Source organism: Psychrobacillus sp. FSL H8-0483, assembly GCF_038637725.1.
Classification (GTDB): Bacteria; Bacillota; Bacilli; order Bacillales_A; family Planococcaceae; genus Psychrobacillus.
Map to the genome: position 1 here is coordinate 203340 of NZ_CP152052.1, position 15466 is coordinate 218805.

Annotated in this window: 15 protein-coding genes and 1 pseudogene; 15 read left to right on the forward strand and 1 reads right to left on the reverse strand. The window is 38.2% G+C overall.

What is annotated here, in order from left to right; all coding sequences use genetic code 11:
• Window positions 1-193 precede the first annotated feature (193 nt).
• The 15 genes and pseudogenes from MHB48_RS01045 to mdh all read left to right on the forward strand — a co-directional run bounded on the left by MHB48_RS01045 (window position 194) and on the right by mdh (window position 13600).
• Window positions 194-1651, forward strand: a complete 1458-nt coding sequence (locus MHB48_RS01045; RefSeq protein WP_342599751.1) for a sensor histidine kinase — start codon at window positions 194-196, stop codon at window positions 1649-1651.
• On the forward strand, window positions 1626-2195 hold the full coding sequence (locus MHB48_RS01050) for a response regulator (RefSeq protein ID WP_342599752.1): 570 nt from the start codon (window positions 1626-1628) through the stop codon (window positions 2193-2195). The genes MHB48_RS01045 and MHB48_RS01050 overlap by 26 nt, the downstream gene beginning before the upstream one ends.
• Before the next feature lie 138 nt (window positions 2196-2333).
• The gene (gene eutH, locus MHB48_RS01055) at window positions 2334-3590 is read left to right on the forward strand and encodes an ethanolamine utilization protein EutH (RefSeq protein WP_342599753.1); all 1257 of its coding nucleotides are present in this window, start codon (window positions 2334-2336) and stop codon (window positions 3588-3590) included.
• A 30-nt stretch (window positions 3591-3620) separates the two neighbouring features.
• Entirely contained in the window at window positions 3621-3962 is a 342-nt protein-coding gene (locus MHB48_RS01060; protein WP_342599754.1) for a BMC domain-containing protein, read from the forward strand.
• 15 nt (window positions 3963-3977) lie between these two features.
• Window positions 3978-4499 carry a EutP/PduV family microcompartment system protein gene (locus MHB48_RS01065; protein WP_342599755.1) on the forward strand — a complete coding sequence of 174 codons (522 nt, stop codon included), beginning with the start codon at window positions 3978-3980 and terminating at the stop codon, window positions 4497-4499.
• 210 nt (window positions 4500-4709) lie between these two features.
• Window positions 4710-6158: an ethanolamine ammonia-lyase reactivating factor EutA gene (locus MHB48_RS01070; protein WP_342601273.1), complete on the forward strand. Its 1449-nt coding sequence runs from the start codon at window positions 4710-4712 to the stop codon at window positions 6156-6158.
• 16 nt (window positions 6159-6174) lie between these two features.
• Window positions 6175-7539, forward strand: a complete 1365-nt coding sequence (locus tag MHB48_RS01075) for an ethanolamine ammonia-lyase subunit EutB (protein WP_342599756.1) — start codon at window positions 6175-6177, stop codon at window positions 7537-7539.
• Between the two features lie 12 nt (window positions 7540-7551).
• On the forward strand, window positions 7552-8526 hold the full coding sequence (eutC, locus tag MHB48_RS01080; RefSeq protein ID WP_342599757.1) for an ethanolamine ammonia-lyase subunit EutC: 975 nt from the start codon (window positions 7552-7554) through the stop codon (window positions 8524-8526).
• A 17-nt stretch (window positions 8527-8543) separates the two neighbouring features.
• Window positions 8544-9191, forward strand: a complete 648-nt coding sequence (gene eutL / locus MHB48_RS01085) for an ethanolamine utilization microcompartment protein EutL (protein WP_340916988.1) — start codon at window positions 8544-8546, stop codon at window positions 9189-9191.
• A 58-nt stretch (window positions 9192-9249) separates the two neighbouring features.
• Window positions 9250-10722 carry an aldehyde dehydrogenase family protein gene (locus MHB48_RS01090; protein ID WP_342601274.1) on the forward strand — a complete coding sequence of 491 codons (1473 nt, stop codon included), beginning with the start codon at window positions 9250-9252 and terminating at the stop codon, window positions 10720-10722.
• A 22-nt stretch (window positions 10723-10744) separates the two neighbouring features.
• Window positions 10745-11032 carry a BMC domain-containing protein gene (locus tag MHB48_RS01095; RefSeq protein WP_144512570.1) on the forward strand — a complete coding sequence of 96 codons (288 nt, stop codon included), beginning with the start codon at window positions 10745-10747 and terminating at the stop codon, window positions 11030-11032.
• An 85-nt stretch (window positions 11033-11117) separates the two neighbouring features.
• Window positions 11118-11738: pseudogene (locus MHB48_RS01100) on the forward strand (phosphate propanoyltransferase); the annotation flags it as partial.
• Window positions 11739-11995: 257 nt separating this feature from the next.
• Entirely contained in the window at window positions 11996-12298 is a 303-nt protein-coding gene (locus MHB48_RS01105) for a EutN/CcmL family microcompartment protein (protein ID WP_342599758.1), read from the forward strand.
• Window positions 12273-12635: a BMC domain-containing protein gene (locus MHB48_RS01110; RefSeq protein ID WP_342599759.1), complete on the forward strand. Its 363-nt coding sequence runs from the start codon at window positions 12273-12275 to the stop codon at window positions 12633-12635. Before MHB48_RS01105 ends, MHB48_RS01110 begins: the two co-directional genes overlap by 26 nt.
• A 23-nt stretch (window positions 12636-12658) precedes the next feature.
• Window positions 12659-13600, forward strand: a complete 942-nt coding sequence (gene mdh / locus MHB48_RS01115; RefSeq protein ID WP_342599760.1) for a malate dehydrogenase — start codon at window positions 12659-12661, stop codon at window positions 13598-13600.
• A 198-nt stretch (window positions 13601-13798) separates the two neighbouring features.
• Here mdh and MHB48_RS01120 read toward each other — a convergent pair whose 3' ends face one another.
• Window positions 13799-15466, reverse strand: a complete 1668-nt coding sequence (locus tag MHB48_RS01120) for a HAMP domain-containing sensor histidine kinase (RefSeq protein WP_342599761.1) — start codon at window positions 15464-15466, stop codon at window positions 13799-13801.

The window sequence follows — 15466 nt, forward strand, 5'->3', positions numbered from 1 at the left end:
CATACAGATCCTCTAAAGAAAGCGGTAATAGTGTAGCTAAAGTTTCGTCCAAAGCACGCTGGAATTGGTAAAAGACATGTTGCACTTAAGAGCGCTTGCGATTTTCTTATTCTTTATAGCAAATTGACCAATTGGATAGTTGTGCGTATAATCAATTCTAATAATTTGAAAAAATAGAAAAGGGACAGATATCATGATTGAATCTACTTTAGAACAATTATGTAATTTATATACTGATTTGACTTCCGAGGAAGTTGAAATTTTGAAAAACGTTTCTTCTACCTTACAACTATATGCTGATTTAAATAATGCATATATGTTCATAGATTGTAAGATGCGGGATAGTGAGCATGCAATTGTTGTAGCTGAAGCATTTTCTAAATCATCTGAGACTATCTATGAAAACTCTGTAGTAGGCAAAATTGTTTTTGATTCGTTTGAACCTGGAGTTTTTTATAGTTATCGCACCGGTAAAAAGTCTCTAAATAGTCATGCTGTAACGCAAGAAGGAAAGTCTGTGGACCAAAGCGTTATTCCAATAAAAAATAAAATGCATCAAGTTATTGGAGTGCTCATATCTGAAAAAGAGATATTTAAACACTTACCCTTCAGTGATAGTCACAAAAACGTATCTTTTGGTCAGGAAGAACTTAGTGCAATATTTAGTGGTAGCCCAAATGAAATGCCGATGATTTCAGATTTACTCATGGAAATTTTTTTGTTGACGGACAAAAATAATAGATTAATCTATGCAAATCCTGCAGGTGTAAATTTCATCACAGAAATGAGTCAAATGAATGAGATTCGAAATCAAAATATATTGGAATTACTTCCTTTTATTCAACCAATCTATGATTTTAAAGAAGATGTATTTATATTTGACCTCACAGTAGATAGAAAAAATTTAATCGTTAAAAAGGTTAGGATGCGAGATAGGGAGCAATTAAAAGGAACACTTCTCATTATTCAAGATGTGACGGAGTTGCGCACCAAGGAAAAAGAATTGATGATGAAGTCCGTGTTTATTAAGGAAATTCACCACCGAGTTAAAAATAATCTTCAAACAGTTGCAAGTTTGCTGCGACTACAAATGAGAAAAGGATTTCCGGAAGAAAGTAAGGTCTACTTTGAAGATACATTAAATAGAATATATAGTATTTCGTCCGTATATGAAATTATTCTCGCTAACACAGATGCGGATGACGAAGATGTAAATATCATTGAATTAACGAAAAAAGTATCTTCCACAATGGTATTAAATGAAATTCATAAAAAAATCAGCTTGATTATTCAGACAAATGGCAATAAAATATTAACAACATCACGTAAAGCGGTTTCAATTGCTCTTATTATTAATGAACTTGTTCAAAATTCTTTAAAACATGCTTTTCCAGAGGATAGTCACGGTGAAATAGAAGTAAGTTTTTATTCTAGTAAAGATTTTTTAGAGCTTCATATTTTCGACAACGGGGTCGGGATTAGTAAGCCAAAGTCTTCATTAGGGTTAGAAATAGTTCATAATTTAGTGATGAATGATTTAAATGGTGAGTTTAGATATTTACCTGTAGAGCAAGGAACGCATGCGGTTATAACGTTTCCCATCAGTTCGGAGGTTGTTATCTATTATGAAAAAGAAAATACTGATAGCTGAAGATGAATCAATTATTCGAATGGATATCAAATTGATGCTTCAGGATCATGGTTATGAAATAGTTGGAGAGGCAGGAGACGGTGATCGAGCAATTGAATTAGCATTTTTACATAAACCTGATCTTATTCTTATGGATATTAAGATGCCTAAGATCAATGGATTACAAGCTAGTAAAATAATTGCAAATCAACTAGACTTGCCTATACTTATTATTACCGCGTATAGTCAAAAGGAATTTGTAGAAAAGGCACAACAGGATAATATCGTTGGCTATTTAGTTAAACCTATATCCGAGGCAAATCTAATACCGGCAGTAGAGATTGCTTTACATCAATCAGATAAAGCGAAACGACTGAAGCAACAAGTTAACGTTGCACAACAAGAAGTTGAAAAAAGAAAGATAATTGAACGGGCAAAAGGATTATTAATGCAAGCGGAGAAGTTAACGGAACAGGAAGCTTATAAAAGATTAAGAGAATCTAGTATGTCTAGTAAAATGACGATGGAGTCAGTTGCGAAAGAAATTATTTTACAATACAAGTAAATAAACAAGCAAAGGCGCTTAAAGAGTAATTTCTTTAAGCGTCTTTAATTTTTTTAGAGGGGGTGTTAGCTATTCAAATAGCGTGTAAGGAAAATTTAGGGTGAAAGTTCATGTATTAATCTAAAGGGGGAAAAACGAATGGCAATGATCGGTACAGTAGTAGTGTACATAATTATGGCGTGTGCAATTATGGGGGCTTTTGCAGCGATTAAAAACCCAGAGGAAGGTCTTGGAAAAGAGTTTATGTCTGGTCTTCATGCAGTTGGTCATATTTTTGTTCCAGCAGCTGGTATTATGGCATCTATACCTTACTTAACATGGTTTATTGATAAATTTATAGGTCCGATTTTCCATTTCATTGGGGCAGATCCAGCGATTGCGGCAACTGCAATATTGGCATCTGACATGGGAGGATATCAGTTAGCGAATGCATTAAAGGAATCCTATGAAGGATGGATTATGGCGTTGATTGTCGGTTATATGGCTGGAGCGACTATTGTGTTCTCTATCCCAATGGGACTAGCTATGCTGGATAAACGAGACCATAAATATATGGCTCTTGGTATTATGTCAGGAGTACTGACAATTCCGATTGGGGCATTTATTTCTTCAGTATTACTAGTTCTTTTTGATACTAAAGTTCGTGATGTGATTAGTACTACAGCCGATTCAACGTATGAATTTGTTATAAGTTATGGGCAAATTTTAATCAACTTAACGCCTTTACTCATTTTTGTTATATTAATCGCAGCAGGTCTAAAATTCTTCCCAAGGGGTATGATTTCAGGCTTCATGTTATTTGGTCGCGTGATGGACGCAGGGATTAAACTAGTATTAGTATTCTCGATTGTAGAAATTTTTACTGGTCTATTCACAACTATTTTTGGTGCGTGGGGCTTCGATCCGATTATGGCTGATAAAGAGGATCAGTTCCGAGCGCTTGAAACTGCAGGGTACATTGGAATCATGCTAGCAGGTGCTTTCCCGATGATTTACTTATTACGTAAGTATGCATCGAAGCCATTAGAAGCAGGTGGACGCAAGATTGGGCTTACATCTGTAGGAAGTGCAGGTATTCTAGCTACTATTGCGAATATCCTAGCAATGTTCTCGTTAGTGCGTTATATGCGACCGAAAGATAAAGTAATTAATATATCATTTGCTGTTTGTGCGGCGTTCTTGTTAGGGGATCACTTGTCCTTTACTGCTAACTTTCAACCGACCATTATATTGCCAGTAATTTTAGGGAAATTTTTAGCTGGTGTTTGTGCTATTGCCTTTGCATACTGGTTGTCTGTTCCGACTGCATTAAAGCTAGAGGAAAAAGATCGTGCAGATGGTACAATACGTCCGGGTGAATATTTGGAAGATGAGAAAGTTCCATCCCAGGCTTGATAATTCTTTGCATATGAAAGGAGTGGAACTATGAGCGAAGAGAAAAAGAGATTTATACAAGAATTCGTTCCAGGTAAGCAAATTACACTCAGTCATTTAATTGCAAATCCAGACTCAGATATGTTTGTAAAACTAGGAATTCAAGAAGCAGGAGCACTCGGGATTATGACTTGCACTCCAAGTGAGACGGTTATTATTGCAGGGGATTTAGCTACAAAGGCGGCCAATGTAAGCATAGGATTTTTAGATCGATTTACAGGAAGTCTTGTAATTGTTGGTAGTGTTTCAGAAGTAGACATGGCTATGCATGAGATTAATCGGTTTTTATCAGAAAGACTAGGTTATACGCCTGCAGAAATTACAAAGTCATAAGGACGTGTGAAAACCATGAAAAATAGAGCAATGCTAATAGGTGCAATTGGTGTGGGGAAATCCACTTTAACAAATGCATTATTAGGTAAAGCTGTACCTGCTGTTAAGACGCAAACATTAATCTATTATGACTGGATAGTAGACACGCCAGGCGAGTATACAGAAAATCCATTTTTTTATAAAAATATTATGGCTACAGCATTAGAGGTAACGCATGTGCTTTATTTACTGGATGCAACTAGTGGGAAAATGATTTTCCCCCCTGGGTTCAGTATGGGTTTTTCAAAATTACCTATCGGTGTAATTACCAAAAGTGATCATCCAGATGCGAATTTAGCTCGCTCGATTGAAATGATTCGCTCAGTTATTTCGTATGGACCTATCGTTATCACGTCCTCTATTAATGGAGCTGGTATAGAACCGCTAAAGGAATTAGTAAAGATGAATGATATGGAATCGATGAAAAGCTATGTGAAGAATTCACAAGATGAATGTTTATTGTTCACGGATCAACTTTACAGTTCTCGGAATCTTTGATATATTTACTGTTATCAAGCAAAAGTTCATAAATCGGCAATGGCGCCTTTACTTACACGTAGAAAATTCTGCGTGTATAAGTAAAGGCGTTTTTTTTTTTAAGAATAAGAAAGTATACGCTTTTCTACTCGGTATTGTTTAGCTTCAGCGCTTTGCCCCTCGGGGCAGACATAGGCGCTTGCGCATTTCTGTTAGAGGCGAGGGATGAGTATGTTCGATTTCAAACGCAAAGAAGAAACAATAATAAGTGCAGGAATTGATATAGGCACTAGCACGACGAAATTAATTATTAGCCGATTCTCATTAATGAATCTAGCTGGAACTACACATGTTCCGAGAATAGAAATTGTAGATAAAGAAATTATTTATAAAAGTCCCATATTCAGAACACCACTAAAAGACGCTTCAACCATTCATGTTGCAGAGGTTGAAAAAATCATTCGATCCGAGTACTCCAAAGCAGGGATTGAAGCGGCAGAGATAGAGACGGGTGCGGTCATTATTACTGGGGAAACGGCAACTAAGCATAATGCACGAGAAATGCTCCACTATTTATCTAATGAAGTTGGAGATTTTTTAGTAGCAACAGCTGGACCAGATTTGGAAGGTATTATCGCAGCTAAAGGTTCTGGAGCATATGATTATTCTGCTCGAAGCGGGAAAGTTATAGCGAATATTGATATTGGTGGAGGGACTGCAAATATAGCAGTCTATAAAGATAAAGAGCTTCTTGGAACATGTACGATGCACATTGGTGGAAGGCTTATTGAGTTTCATGAAGGGGAAATAAAATCTATTTCTCCACCCATACAAAGGCTAATAGAAGAGCAGGGAATCTTGCTAAAGGTAGGAGATTCAAAGGATGCCAAGTATATACGACTTGTCACTCAATTTATGGCTGAATCACTTAGTAGAATTCTAAAAAATGAAGTGCAAGAAAAGGACCATGTTCTGTTATTAGGTCATTCTCCTAACTGGAAAGAAGATGTGGAAAGCATTGTATTTTCAGGCGGTATTTCAGAATGTATATACACTCATGAGTTGGGTGTTCATTCAACAGCTGAATATGATGATATTGGTCAGGATCTTGCATTAGAGCTTCAACAAAATGAAGCACTAAATAGTTTTTCGTGGTTGGAGCCTATTGAAACAGTGCGTGCGACGGTGTTAGGTGCTGGAACACAAACAACGGAAATAAGTGGAGCAACAATACAAGTATCTACTCAGGATTTACCGGTTAAAAATCTACCTGTATACAATTTTAACTTTCATTCGAATTTGCAAGAAGGATTAGAAAGATTTGATGCAGAGATTAAAAAGGCCATCGATTTGTATGATGCTACAAGAGAAGGTCAGAATTTTGCACTCTATATTTCAGGATTACCTTATATGGGATTTAGAGATATTCAGAAGTTGTCAGAAGCAATTATACAAGTAATGGAACAACGTCCAGATCCAACTCTACCGATCGTACTAGTTGTACAAACAGATCATGCAAAGGTAATGGGGCAAACGTTATTAGCGATGAATGTACAACAAAGTATTATATGTATCGACCAAATAAGCGTGGATCACGGAGACTATATGGATATTGGAAAATCACTAGAATCTGGTGTTGTACCAGTGGTGGTGAAGACATTAACGTTCCACTCGTCGTAAAGGAGGGTGTTCAAAAGTGAACTTAAAATCAGTATTAGGCGGTATTAGTTATAATTTCAAAGATTTAAAAGAAGTAATGGCGAAGGCAAATGAAGAAAAATCTGGGGATCGTTTAGCAGGTGTTGCTGCAGAAACCGTTCAAGAACGTATTGCAGCAAAAGCGGTGCTAAGTGAAATATTATTAAGTGATATTCGTAATAACCCTTTAATCCCTATAGAGCAAGATGAGGTTTCACAAATAATTGAAAGCGATATCAACGAAAGAATTTATGGTGAACTTAAAAACTGGAGTGTCGCTGAATTACGAGAATATATTTTAAGTAATGATGTTGGGGACCGAGAATTAAAGCGCATTAGTAAAGGATTAAATTCTGAAATGATAGCTGCTGTGGCAAAAATAATGTCTAATCTCGATTTAGTACATGCGGCTAATAAAGTGGAAATCCTTACTACTTGTAATATTACTATTGGTCAAAAAGGAACGATTTCTTCTAGGCTACAGCCTAATCATCCGACAGACAATGTAGACGGAATGATTGCTTCTTTAAAAGATGGCTTGTCCTATGGAATAGGCGATGCAGTTATTGGGATTAATCCAGTAGATGACTCGGTAGAAAGCGTGAAGCGACTACTTCATGCAACACATGACTTTATTAGTGAGTGGAAAATCCCTACACAAAACTGTGTTTTAGCACACGTTACAACGCAAATGAAGGCAATTGAGCAAGGCGCACCGGCAGATATGATTTTCCAAAGTATCGCTGGAACTGAATTGGCTAACAAGTCGTTCGGAATTTCTGCAGAACTTATTGCAGAAGCCCGTCATTTGGCAATGAAGCAAGGAACTGGTACAGGACCACAAGTGATGTATTTTGAAACAGGTCAAGGTTCCGAACTTTCTGCAGAAGCACATTTTGGAATCGATCAAATGACACTTGAATCTCGTAACTACGGCTTTGCTAGACATTATGATCCGTTTATTGTGAACACAGTTGTCGGGTTTATCGGACCAGAATATTTGTATAACAACAAACAAGTTATTCGTGCTGGGTTAGAGGATCATTTTATGGGGAAAATGCATGGTCTACCAATGGGGGTAGATATTTGTTATACAAACCATATTAAAGCTGATCAGAATGATATAGAGGATTTAGGCGTTTTATTGTCTGCTGCGGGAGTGAATTTTATCATTGCTACTCCAATGGGAGACGATTGTATGTTGAATTACCAGTCGATGAGCTTTCATGATGTGGCGACATTACTAAATACGTTTAGTAAAACACCTGCCCCAGAGTATTTGAAGTGGCTTGAAAAAATGGGCATTTACGAAAACGGTCGTCTCAGTACTCGTGCTGGTGACCCGACTATATTCACACGTTAGGAGATGACATATGTGAATGAACAACTAATTGAACAAATTACAAAGATGGTAGTGGAAAAGCTCCAAATGAGTAACGTGAATACAAATTCTCAGGATAAAAATCAGGAGCAGCCAATGATTAACTTGTATCAAAAAGAGCCAGTTAATAGTATTGCTGAAGCAAAAGTGACTGCCACGCCAGTAGGAGAAGTAAAATTCTATCAATCAAATGAAGCACCGAAAAAGGTAGAAGAGAAAACTCCAGTAAGTAAAAAAACTGTTTCTTTGAATGATGAAAAGAAAGAAAGTTACCTAGCAGAGCTACGTAAAAAAACGCCTTCACGTATTGCAGTAGGTAGAGCAGGCTCGAGGCCTAAAACAAATACTTGGCTTCAGTTTCGATTTGACCATGCAGCAGCAGTAGATGCAGTTTACGGAGAGGTTCCACAGGAAATATTAGATAGACTAAATTTCTTTCAAGTTCATACGAGAGTGCAAGACAAAGAAGAGTATATTAGAAGACCTGATTTAGGCAGAAGGCTATCTGACGAGTCTAAAGAAATGGTTTTAGAAAAGTGTAAACGATCGCCTAAAGTACAAATCGTTGCATCAAACGGACTTAGTGCAAAAGCGCTGGAGGAAAATTTAGAAGACGTTTACCTGAGCTTAGAGCAGTCACTAAAAAATTTAAATATCGATTTAGGTACAACTTTCTATGTAGATAAAGGTCGAGTAGCGTTAATGGATGAAATAGGAGAGCTGTTACAACCCGATGTCGTAATCATATTAATTGGAGAGCGACCAGGTCTTCTGTCAGCGGAATCATTAAGTGCTTATATTTGCTACAAGCCGAGAGTTGGAACAATTGAAGCAGATCGAATGGTTGTTTCCAATATTCACAAAGGTGGGATTCCTGCCGTAGAAGCTGGGGCCTATTTAGGTACACTCATTCAAAAAATATTAAAGTATGAAGCAAGTGGTGTGTCGTTAGTAAAGAAAGAAGGATAGGAGGTTTCTAGACTCGTATGAAAAAAATTCATGCAAATATTTTGTCCATGCAAGTTATTTCAAACGTGGATGCCGGCCTTGCTGAAAAGCTCCAATTAAAACCCTATCAAAGAAGCTTAGGCTTATTTACAACGACGATTGACGACGTTGGCTATACAGCTGCTGATGAAGCTACGAAAAAGTCGGATGTAGAAGTCGTTTATGCAAAAAGCTTTTATGCCGGAGCAGCGCATGCTTCTGGGCCACTTTCTGGAGAGTTTATCGGTATAATTGCCGGTCCTTCACCAGAAGAAGTGAAAAGTGGGCTTGAATCTATTCGAATTACGATAGAAAACGATGCTTATTTTGAAGCAATCAATGATGATGAGAATCACGCGCTATATGCCAAAACAATTTCAAGTTGTGGAAGTTATTTAGCAAGTGTTGCTGGAGTAAAAGAAGGTCAGTCCCTAGCCTATTTAATCGCGCCACCTTTAGAAGCAATTGTTGGCTTAGATGCTGCTTTAAAGGCTGCGGATGTTCAGGTAAGCGAATTCTTTTCGCCGCCATCTGAGACGAACTTTGGAGGAGGATTACTCACTGGTAGTCAATCGTCCTGTCAAGCAGCAGCAGATGCGTTTAGGGATGCAATTTTTAACATGGCGAAGCGGCCATTAGATTACTAGGAAAGGAGTAAATGCTTTGGTTACCGTTATAGATAAAGATTTATTAGCTCTTCAAGAAATGCGAACTGCAGTTCAAGCGGCAAAAGCTGCCCAGAAAGTGTATATGAATTTCACACAAGAGCAAGTCGACCAAGTTGTAAAAGCAGTTGCGAATGCAGCTTTTGCAGAATCTGCTAGACTTGCGCAAATGGCAGTGGAAGAAACAGGTATGGGAGTAGCTGAACATAAAAAGATTAAAAATGAAGTTGGCTCTCGAGATGTTTATGAAAGTATAAAGAATGTAAAAACAGTCGGTATTGTAGGAGAAGATAAAGTAAATAAAGTAGTAGAGATTGCTGCTCCATTTGGAGTAGTAGCTGGAATCATTCCAACTACAAACCCTACGTCTACTGCGTTCTTTAAAACGCTAATCTCATTAAAAACAAGAAATGCTATTGTAGTAAGTCCTCACCCATATGCGGTGAACTGTACGCAAGAAGCTCTTAAAGTATGCGAGGAAGCGGCAGTTACTGCAGGCGCTCCTAAGGGGCTTGTACAATGTTTAACGATGGCTTCTATGGAAGCAACGCAACAGCTTATGAAGCATCCGGATATTAACCTCATTTTAGCAACTGGTGGGGGGGCTTTAGTAAAAGCGGCATATAGCTCTGGGAAACCAGCGTATGGAGTAGGTCCAGGAAATGTTCCTGTATATATCGAGCGCACTGCAAAAATTGATAAAGCAGTGGAGAATATCGTTAATAGTAAGTCTTTCGATTATGGAACGATTTGTGCAACGGAACAGGCAATTGTAGTGGATCGAAATGTAGCAGAATTAGTGACTCGTGCTCTCAAGAAAAATGGAGCTTACATATTGTCTGATACAGAAAAGCTAGCAATGGAGAAGGTTATCTCACCAGTTCCAGGAAAGGTGAATCCTAAAATTGTTGGTAAGAGCCCACAAACGATTGCGAATCTTGCTGGTATTTCATTACCAGAAGGTACTCGTATAATAGTTGGGATGGAGACGAAAATTGGGAAAGATGTTCCGTTTTCGTTAGAAAAGCTTTCGCCGGTGTTTGCGATGTATATTGCATCCGACGTCAATCATGCGAAGGAACTCTGCTTGTCTCTTTTACAGCTTGGAGGAATGGGGCACAGTCTTTCTCTTCATACAGAAACAGACGCGATTGCTAGAGAATTTGCAATTGAAATGCCTGTTTCTAGAATTATGGTTAATACGATGTCTTCTGTAGGAGCTGTAGGGGGAACAACAGGCTTAATGCCTTCTTTGACTCTAGGCTGTGGCACATTCGGTGGTAATATTACATCCGATAACGTAACTGCGAAGCATTTATTGAATATCAAGAGAATGGCTTATGGAATAAAAGAAGTAAATCTTCCAACACATGAGCCAACATCTTCTTCTGGTGATGACGTAACAGAGCAAGTTGTATCAAGTGTATTACAATCGTTGGGTTCAAATGACTCAGTCGATCCAAATGTAGTGAAAGACTTAGTCAGTGAAATAGTAAAAAAATTATCTAAATAATATATCTTAGGAGGAAATGAATATGTCAAGAGAAGGTACAGCATTAGGAATGGTAGAAACAAAAGGATTAATCGGTTCAATTGAGGCTGCAGATGCAATGGTGAAGGCAGCAAGCGTTAACCTAGTAGGGAAAGTACACGTTGGTGGAGGAATTGTAACTGTATTAGTTCGCGGTGATGTAGGTGCAGTAAAAGCTGCAACAGATGCAGGAGCAGCAGCAGCACAACGTGTAGGAGAATTATTATCTGTTCATGTAATTCCAAGACCACATAACGAGCTTGAAATGATTTTACCTAAATTAGAAAACTAATAGTTTGTTATAAACCCTTCTGAAACGAGTTTTGCTTAGGAGTTAATATAACTGAGTTGTATTTGATAAGAAAGGCGGTACTAAGATGAATCAGCAATTGATTGAAAAAATTGTAGGGGAAGTTTTAGAACAACTAACAAAAGTTGGACAGACACTTCCAAATGATTCAATTCCAATCGCTGTTTCTGCCCGTCATGTTCATTTGTCTCCACAACATGTGGAAGCGCTTTTTGGTAAAGGGTATGAGTTAACAAAAAAGGCAGATTTGTCTCAACCAAATCAATTTGCTGCCAATGAAACAGTAGTTATAGCAGGACCAAAAGGTAGTATCGAACGAGTTCGAGTACTTGGTCCTGCTCGTTCATTGACACAAGCAGAAGTAAGTTGGACAGACGCGATGAAGCTAGGAGTAAATCCACCGCTTCGTGAATCAGGAGATATTGAAGGCTCTGGTGCTTTTACAATAATCGGACCAAAAGGAAGCCTCTTTTTAGAAGAAGGACTAATCATCGCACAAGCTCATATTCATATGGCAACTGCAGACGCTGCTCGTTTTAATGTACAAAATGGAGAGTGTGTGTCAGTAGAAGTGAATGGTGTTCGCCCAATTGCATATCGAAATGTAAAAATTCGTGTTTCCGATCGTTACCGTTTAGAAATGCATATCGATACAGACGAAGCGAATGCTGGTTTTATTTCAAAAGGAGCAATTGGTCGTCTGATGAAATCTGGAGAAGTACACACTCCAGTTCTGGTAGAGCCCCAAACATCCGAGGTAGAAAGTAGTAGCAAATCTGTTTTGCATTTTCAAAAGAAACTACTTTCAAAAGATGATGTAAGAGATATTAAAGAAAAAGAAATTGTTCTAGAAAAAGGGACAATTGTTACTGCACTTGCACGTGATACTGCAAGAGATTTAGGTATATCCATTTCGTTTAGAAAATAGAAGCAGGTGATGACAGCATGCAGATAGGAAGAGTTATCGGAAACGTTTGGGCAACTCGTAAAGAGGAAGGGTTACAAGGGTTAAAATTACTCATTGTGCAGCCCGTAAACGTACACGGAAAACCAGTGAAAAACCAGTTTGTTGCTGCTGACCGAATAGGTGCTGGTATCGGAGACGATGTACTCGTTACTAGCGGTGGTTCATCACGTTACATAATGCGTGATAATCCAATTCCCATCGATTCAGTAATTATTGGAATTATTGATTCGACTGAAGTAGAGAGAGGTGAAATCGATGAGTCAAGCAATTGGGATGATTGAAACAAAAGGGTTAATTGGTTCAATCGAAGCAACAGATGCAATGATTAAAGCGGCGCATGTAACATTAATCAAACAAGAAATGGTCGACGGTGGAATTGTGACGGTTGTTGTTCAAGGAGACGTAGGTGCAGTGCAAGCAGCTGTAGATGCGGGTCGTGAAGCAGCAAAGCGTGTAGGAGAGCTTTTAGGAGCTCATGTTATTCCACGTCCAGACCAATCTGTTTTTGATATGATTAAACCTCTTGACTACAATAAATACGAAGAAAGTAAGCAACCAACAAAGCCTTCACGAACAAAAGTAGTAAAAACAGAAGCTAGCCCACCAGCAGAATCGTGAGGTATTGGAAAGGGTGAAAACACTTGGCTTTTCGGAGAAATAAAATTGCTGTAATTGGTGCTGGATATACAGGAGCTACTGTAGCTTTAATGGCAGCACAAAAAGAACTAGGAGATATTGTGCTTGTAGATATTCCAGAACAAGAGAATCCTGCAAAAGGGAAAGCGCTCGATATTCTGGAGACAGGTCCAGTTCAACGCTTCAATTCGAAAATTACTGGTACATCCAACTATGAACAGATAAAAGACGCTGATATGGTTATTATTACAGCAGGTATTGCTAGAAAACCTGGCATGAGCAGAGATGACCTCGTTAATACAAATGCCAAAATTATTCGTTCCGTTTCTGAACAAGTGAAAAAGTACGCTCCAGACAGCTATGTATTAATCTTGAGCAATCCTGTAGATGCCATGACCTATGTATGCTATAAAACAACGGGATTCCCTAAAAATAGAGTGATCGGTCAATCCGGTGTCTTAGACACTGCGCGATTCAATACATTCGTTGCAGAGGAATTAAATATTTCTGTCGAGGACATTTCAGGCTTTGTATTAGGTGGACATGGAGATGATATGGTTCCACTTGTGCGCTATTCATACGCAGGTGGAATACCACTGGAGAAAATCATTCCGAAAGACCGTCTAGATGCAATTGTAGAGCGAACTAGAAAAGGTGGCGGCGAAATCGTCGCGCTACTCGGAAATGGTAGTGCATACTATGCACCAGCTGCTTCACTTGTGGAAATGGCGGAGTCCATTATTCGTGATAAAAAGAGAATATTACCTTCAGTTGCATATTTAGAAGGAGAGTACGGTTACAGTGACTTGTATTTAGGAGTACCAACTGTAATTGGTGGTAATGGGATAGAAAGTATTATCGAACTTCCTTTAACAAACGAAGAAAAACAGGCGTTAGATAAATCGGTAGAGTCTGTTCAATCTGTCCTTAAAATTTGCAACGTATAAAAAGCATTCCATCTACTTTGGAATGCTTTTTTCAATGCATAAGAAGACACCCATGATTTAATACTCATACACCCCTACTCGACATTGTCCAGGTCAGCTCCTCTAAATCTAACGGTAATAGTGTACCGAATGTTTAGTCCAATGCCCTCAGGAATGTGAAGGACAAGATGACTTAAATGGCACGTGCGCTTTTCTTCTTTATACAGCTGGAAGAACGATTGAGACGATTGTTCCATTGTCACCAGAATCCACGTGAATTTGTCCAGCATGTGCTTCGACGAGCTGTTTAGTTATAGCGAGCCCTAAACCTGTTCCAGAAACCTCAGAGGTTGTATTTGTACCTCGGTAATATCGGTCAAACAGGTTCTCTAGCTCTTCTGTCGGAATTCCGTTCCCATCATCCCTCACTTGTAAGTACACACTGTCTTTCTTTTTCTCAATTTCAATAAACACTTTTGTTCCTTTAGGTGTATGTTTTATCGCATTTCCGACTATATTATCGAGTACTCGGGCTAATAGTTTCGGATCAAAGAAAACATGTGCCTCTGGATGACCAGTGGGCTGTTGTAATTCCGGCCAAACAGAGCTATTTACATAGCCTAAGATAAAGTCAAAAAGGTTTAAATCTATTTTATGAATAGCGATCGCATTATTTTTTAGTTGGTACGTGTACGTCAAATCTTCTATTAATGCATCCATGTATGTTGCCTTTTCCTGCATTGTTTTGGCGAAATGCTTCACTTCTGTATCCGACCATTCATAATCGTTCGAAGATAGCATTGTTGAATATCCGTAAATCGAGCTAAGTGGCGTTTTTAAATCATGTGAAAGGCCAGTAATCCAGTCCTCACGAAGTTTTTCGGTTTGCAAAATTTTCCGTTCGTTTTCTTGTAACGTATGTGTTAATCGAGATAGTGACTGATCTATATCTTCATATACACGGTATTTACGTTTAAATCTGCCAGTTTTTTTAGTACGCAGTTTTCGATCATCTAAAGAAGCATAGTCTTGTTTCCCCAACTTTTCGATTCGTCTCAAAAAGTATAAAACAGGTCGCCCAAATCGATTTCCAATCCAAAAGGAGAAGAGAAGTGTAAATAATAAAAGTAGGACATGGAAGACTAGAATTCCAACGAAAAATTTTTTAATGCCGTTTTCAAGTGCGGGTTCAAAAGGATTATAGTGTGAGTTTCTTAGTCTTACAACAGCGGTGGTTCCATCTTTTAATATTTCCGAAGCAACGATTTCTTTCCTTTCCATATAATCATGAGAACCAGCAAGGATTTCAATACCACTCAGTTCTTTTTTTGAGTCACCAAAAATAACTTGCTCCCGTTTTCCAGCTGCATTGTAAATTTCAAAGCTAGCGTTTGCATTAGCTAGTTCTTTTTGGATTTCTTTTGATAGCTCTGCAGGGTACTGCTGAACGATTGTTGATAATAATTGCTGTGCAAGATGGTTATCAATGAATACTAAATACAAGCCATTCCCTTGATTCCAAACGAAGGATTTGCTAGATTTCGTCATTTCAACAAACTGTGAAATGGAATAGTTTGTACAGCATTTAAAGCCTTTTTTTGAACTAGCTAGTACAGTACCGTTTGTATCTATTAATTGAACAACCCCGCTATTAGCATTTGCAGAATTTATTAGTTTTTGTGATAAATGATAAGTGCCGTCTGCATCCTTTTTAAAATCTGATTCTAGCTCAAAAGCATCTAACTCACGGATATTGGAGTAACTACTAGTACTTGTAATATCGTAAAAAAAGTATGCAGACAGTCCGAAAGAGGCAATCAGTAAAAAACCATAAAACAAAACGAAGTAAACTAAAAATCGAGCAGTCATTTTTCCGGATAAGCTCAT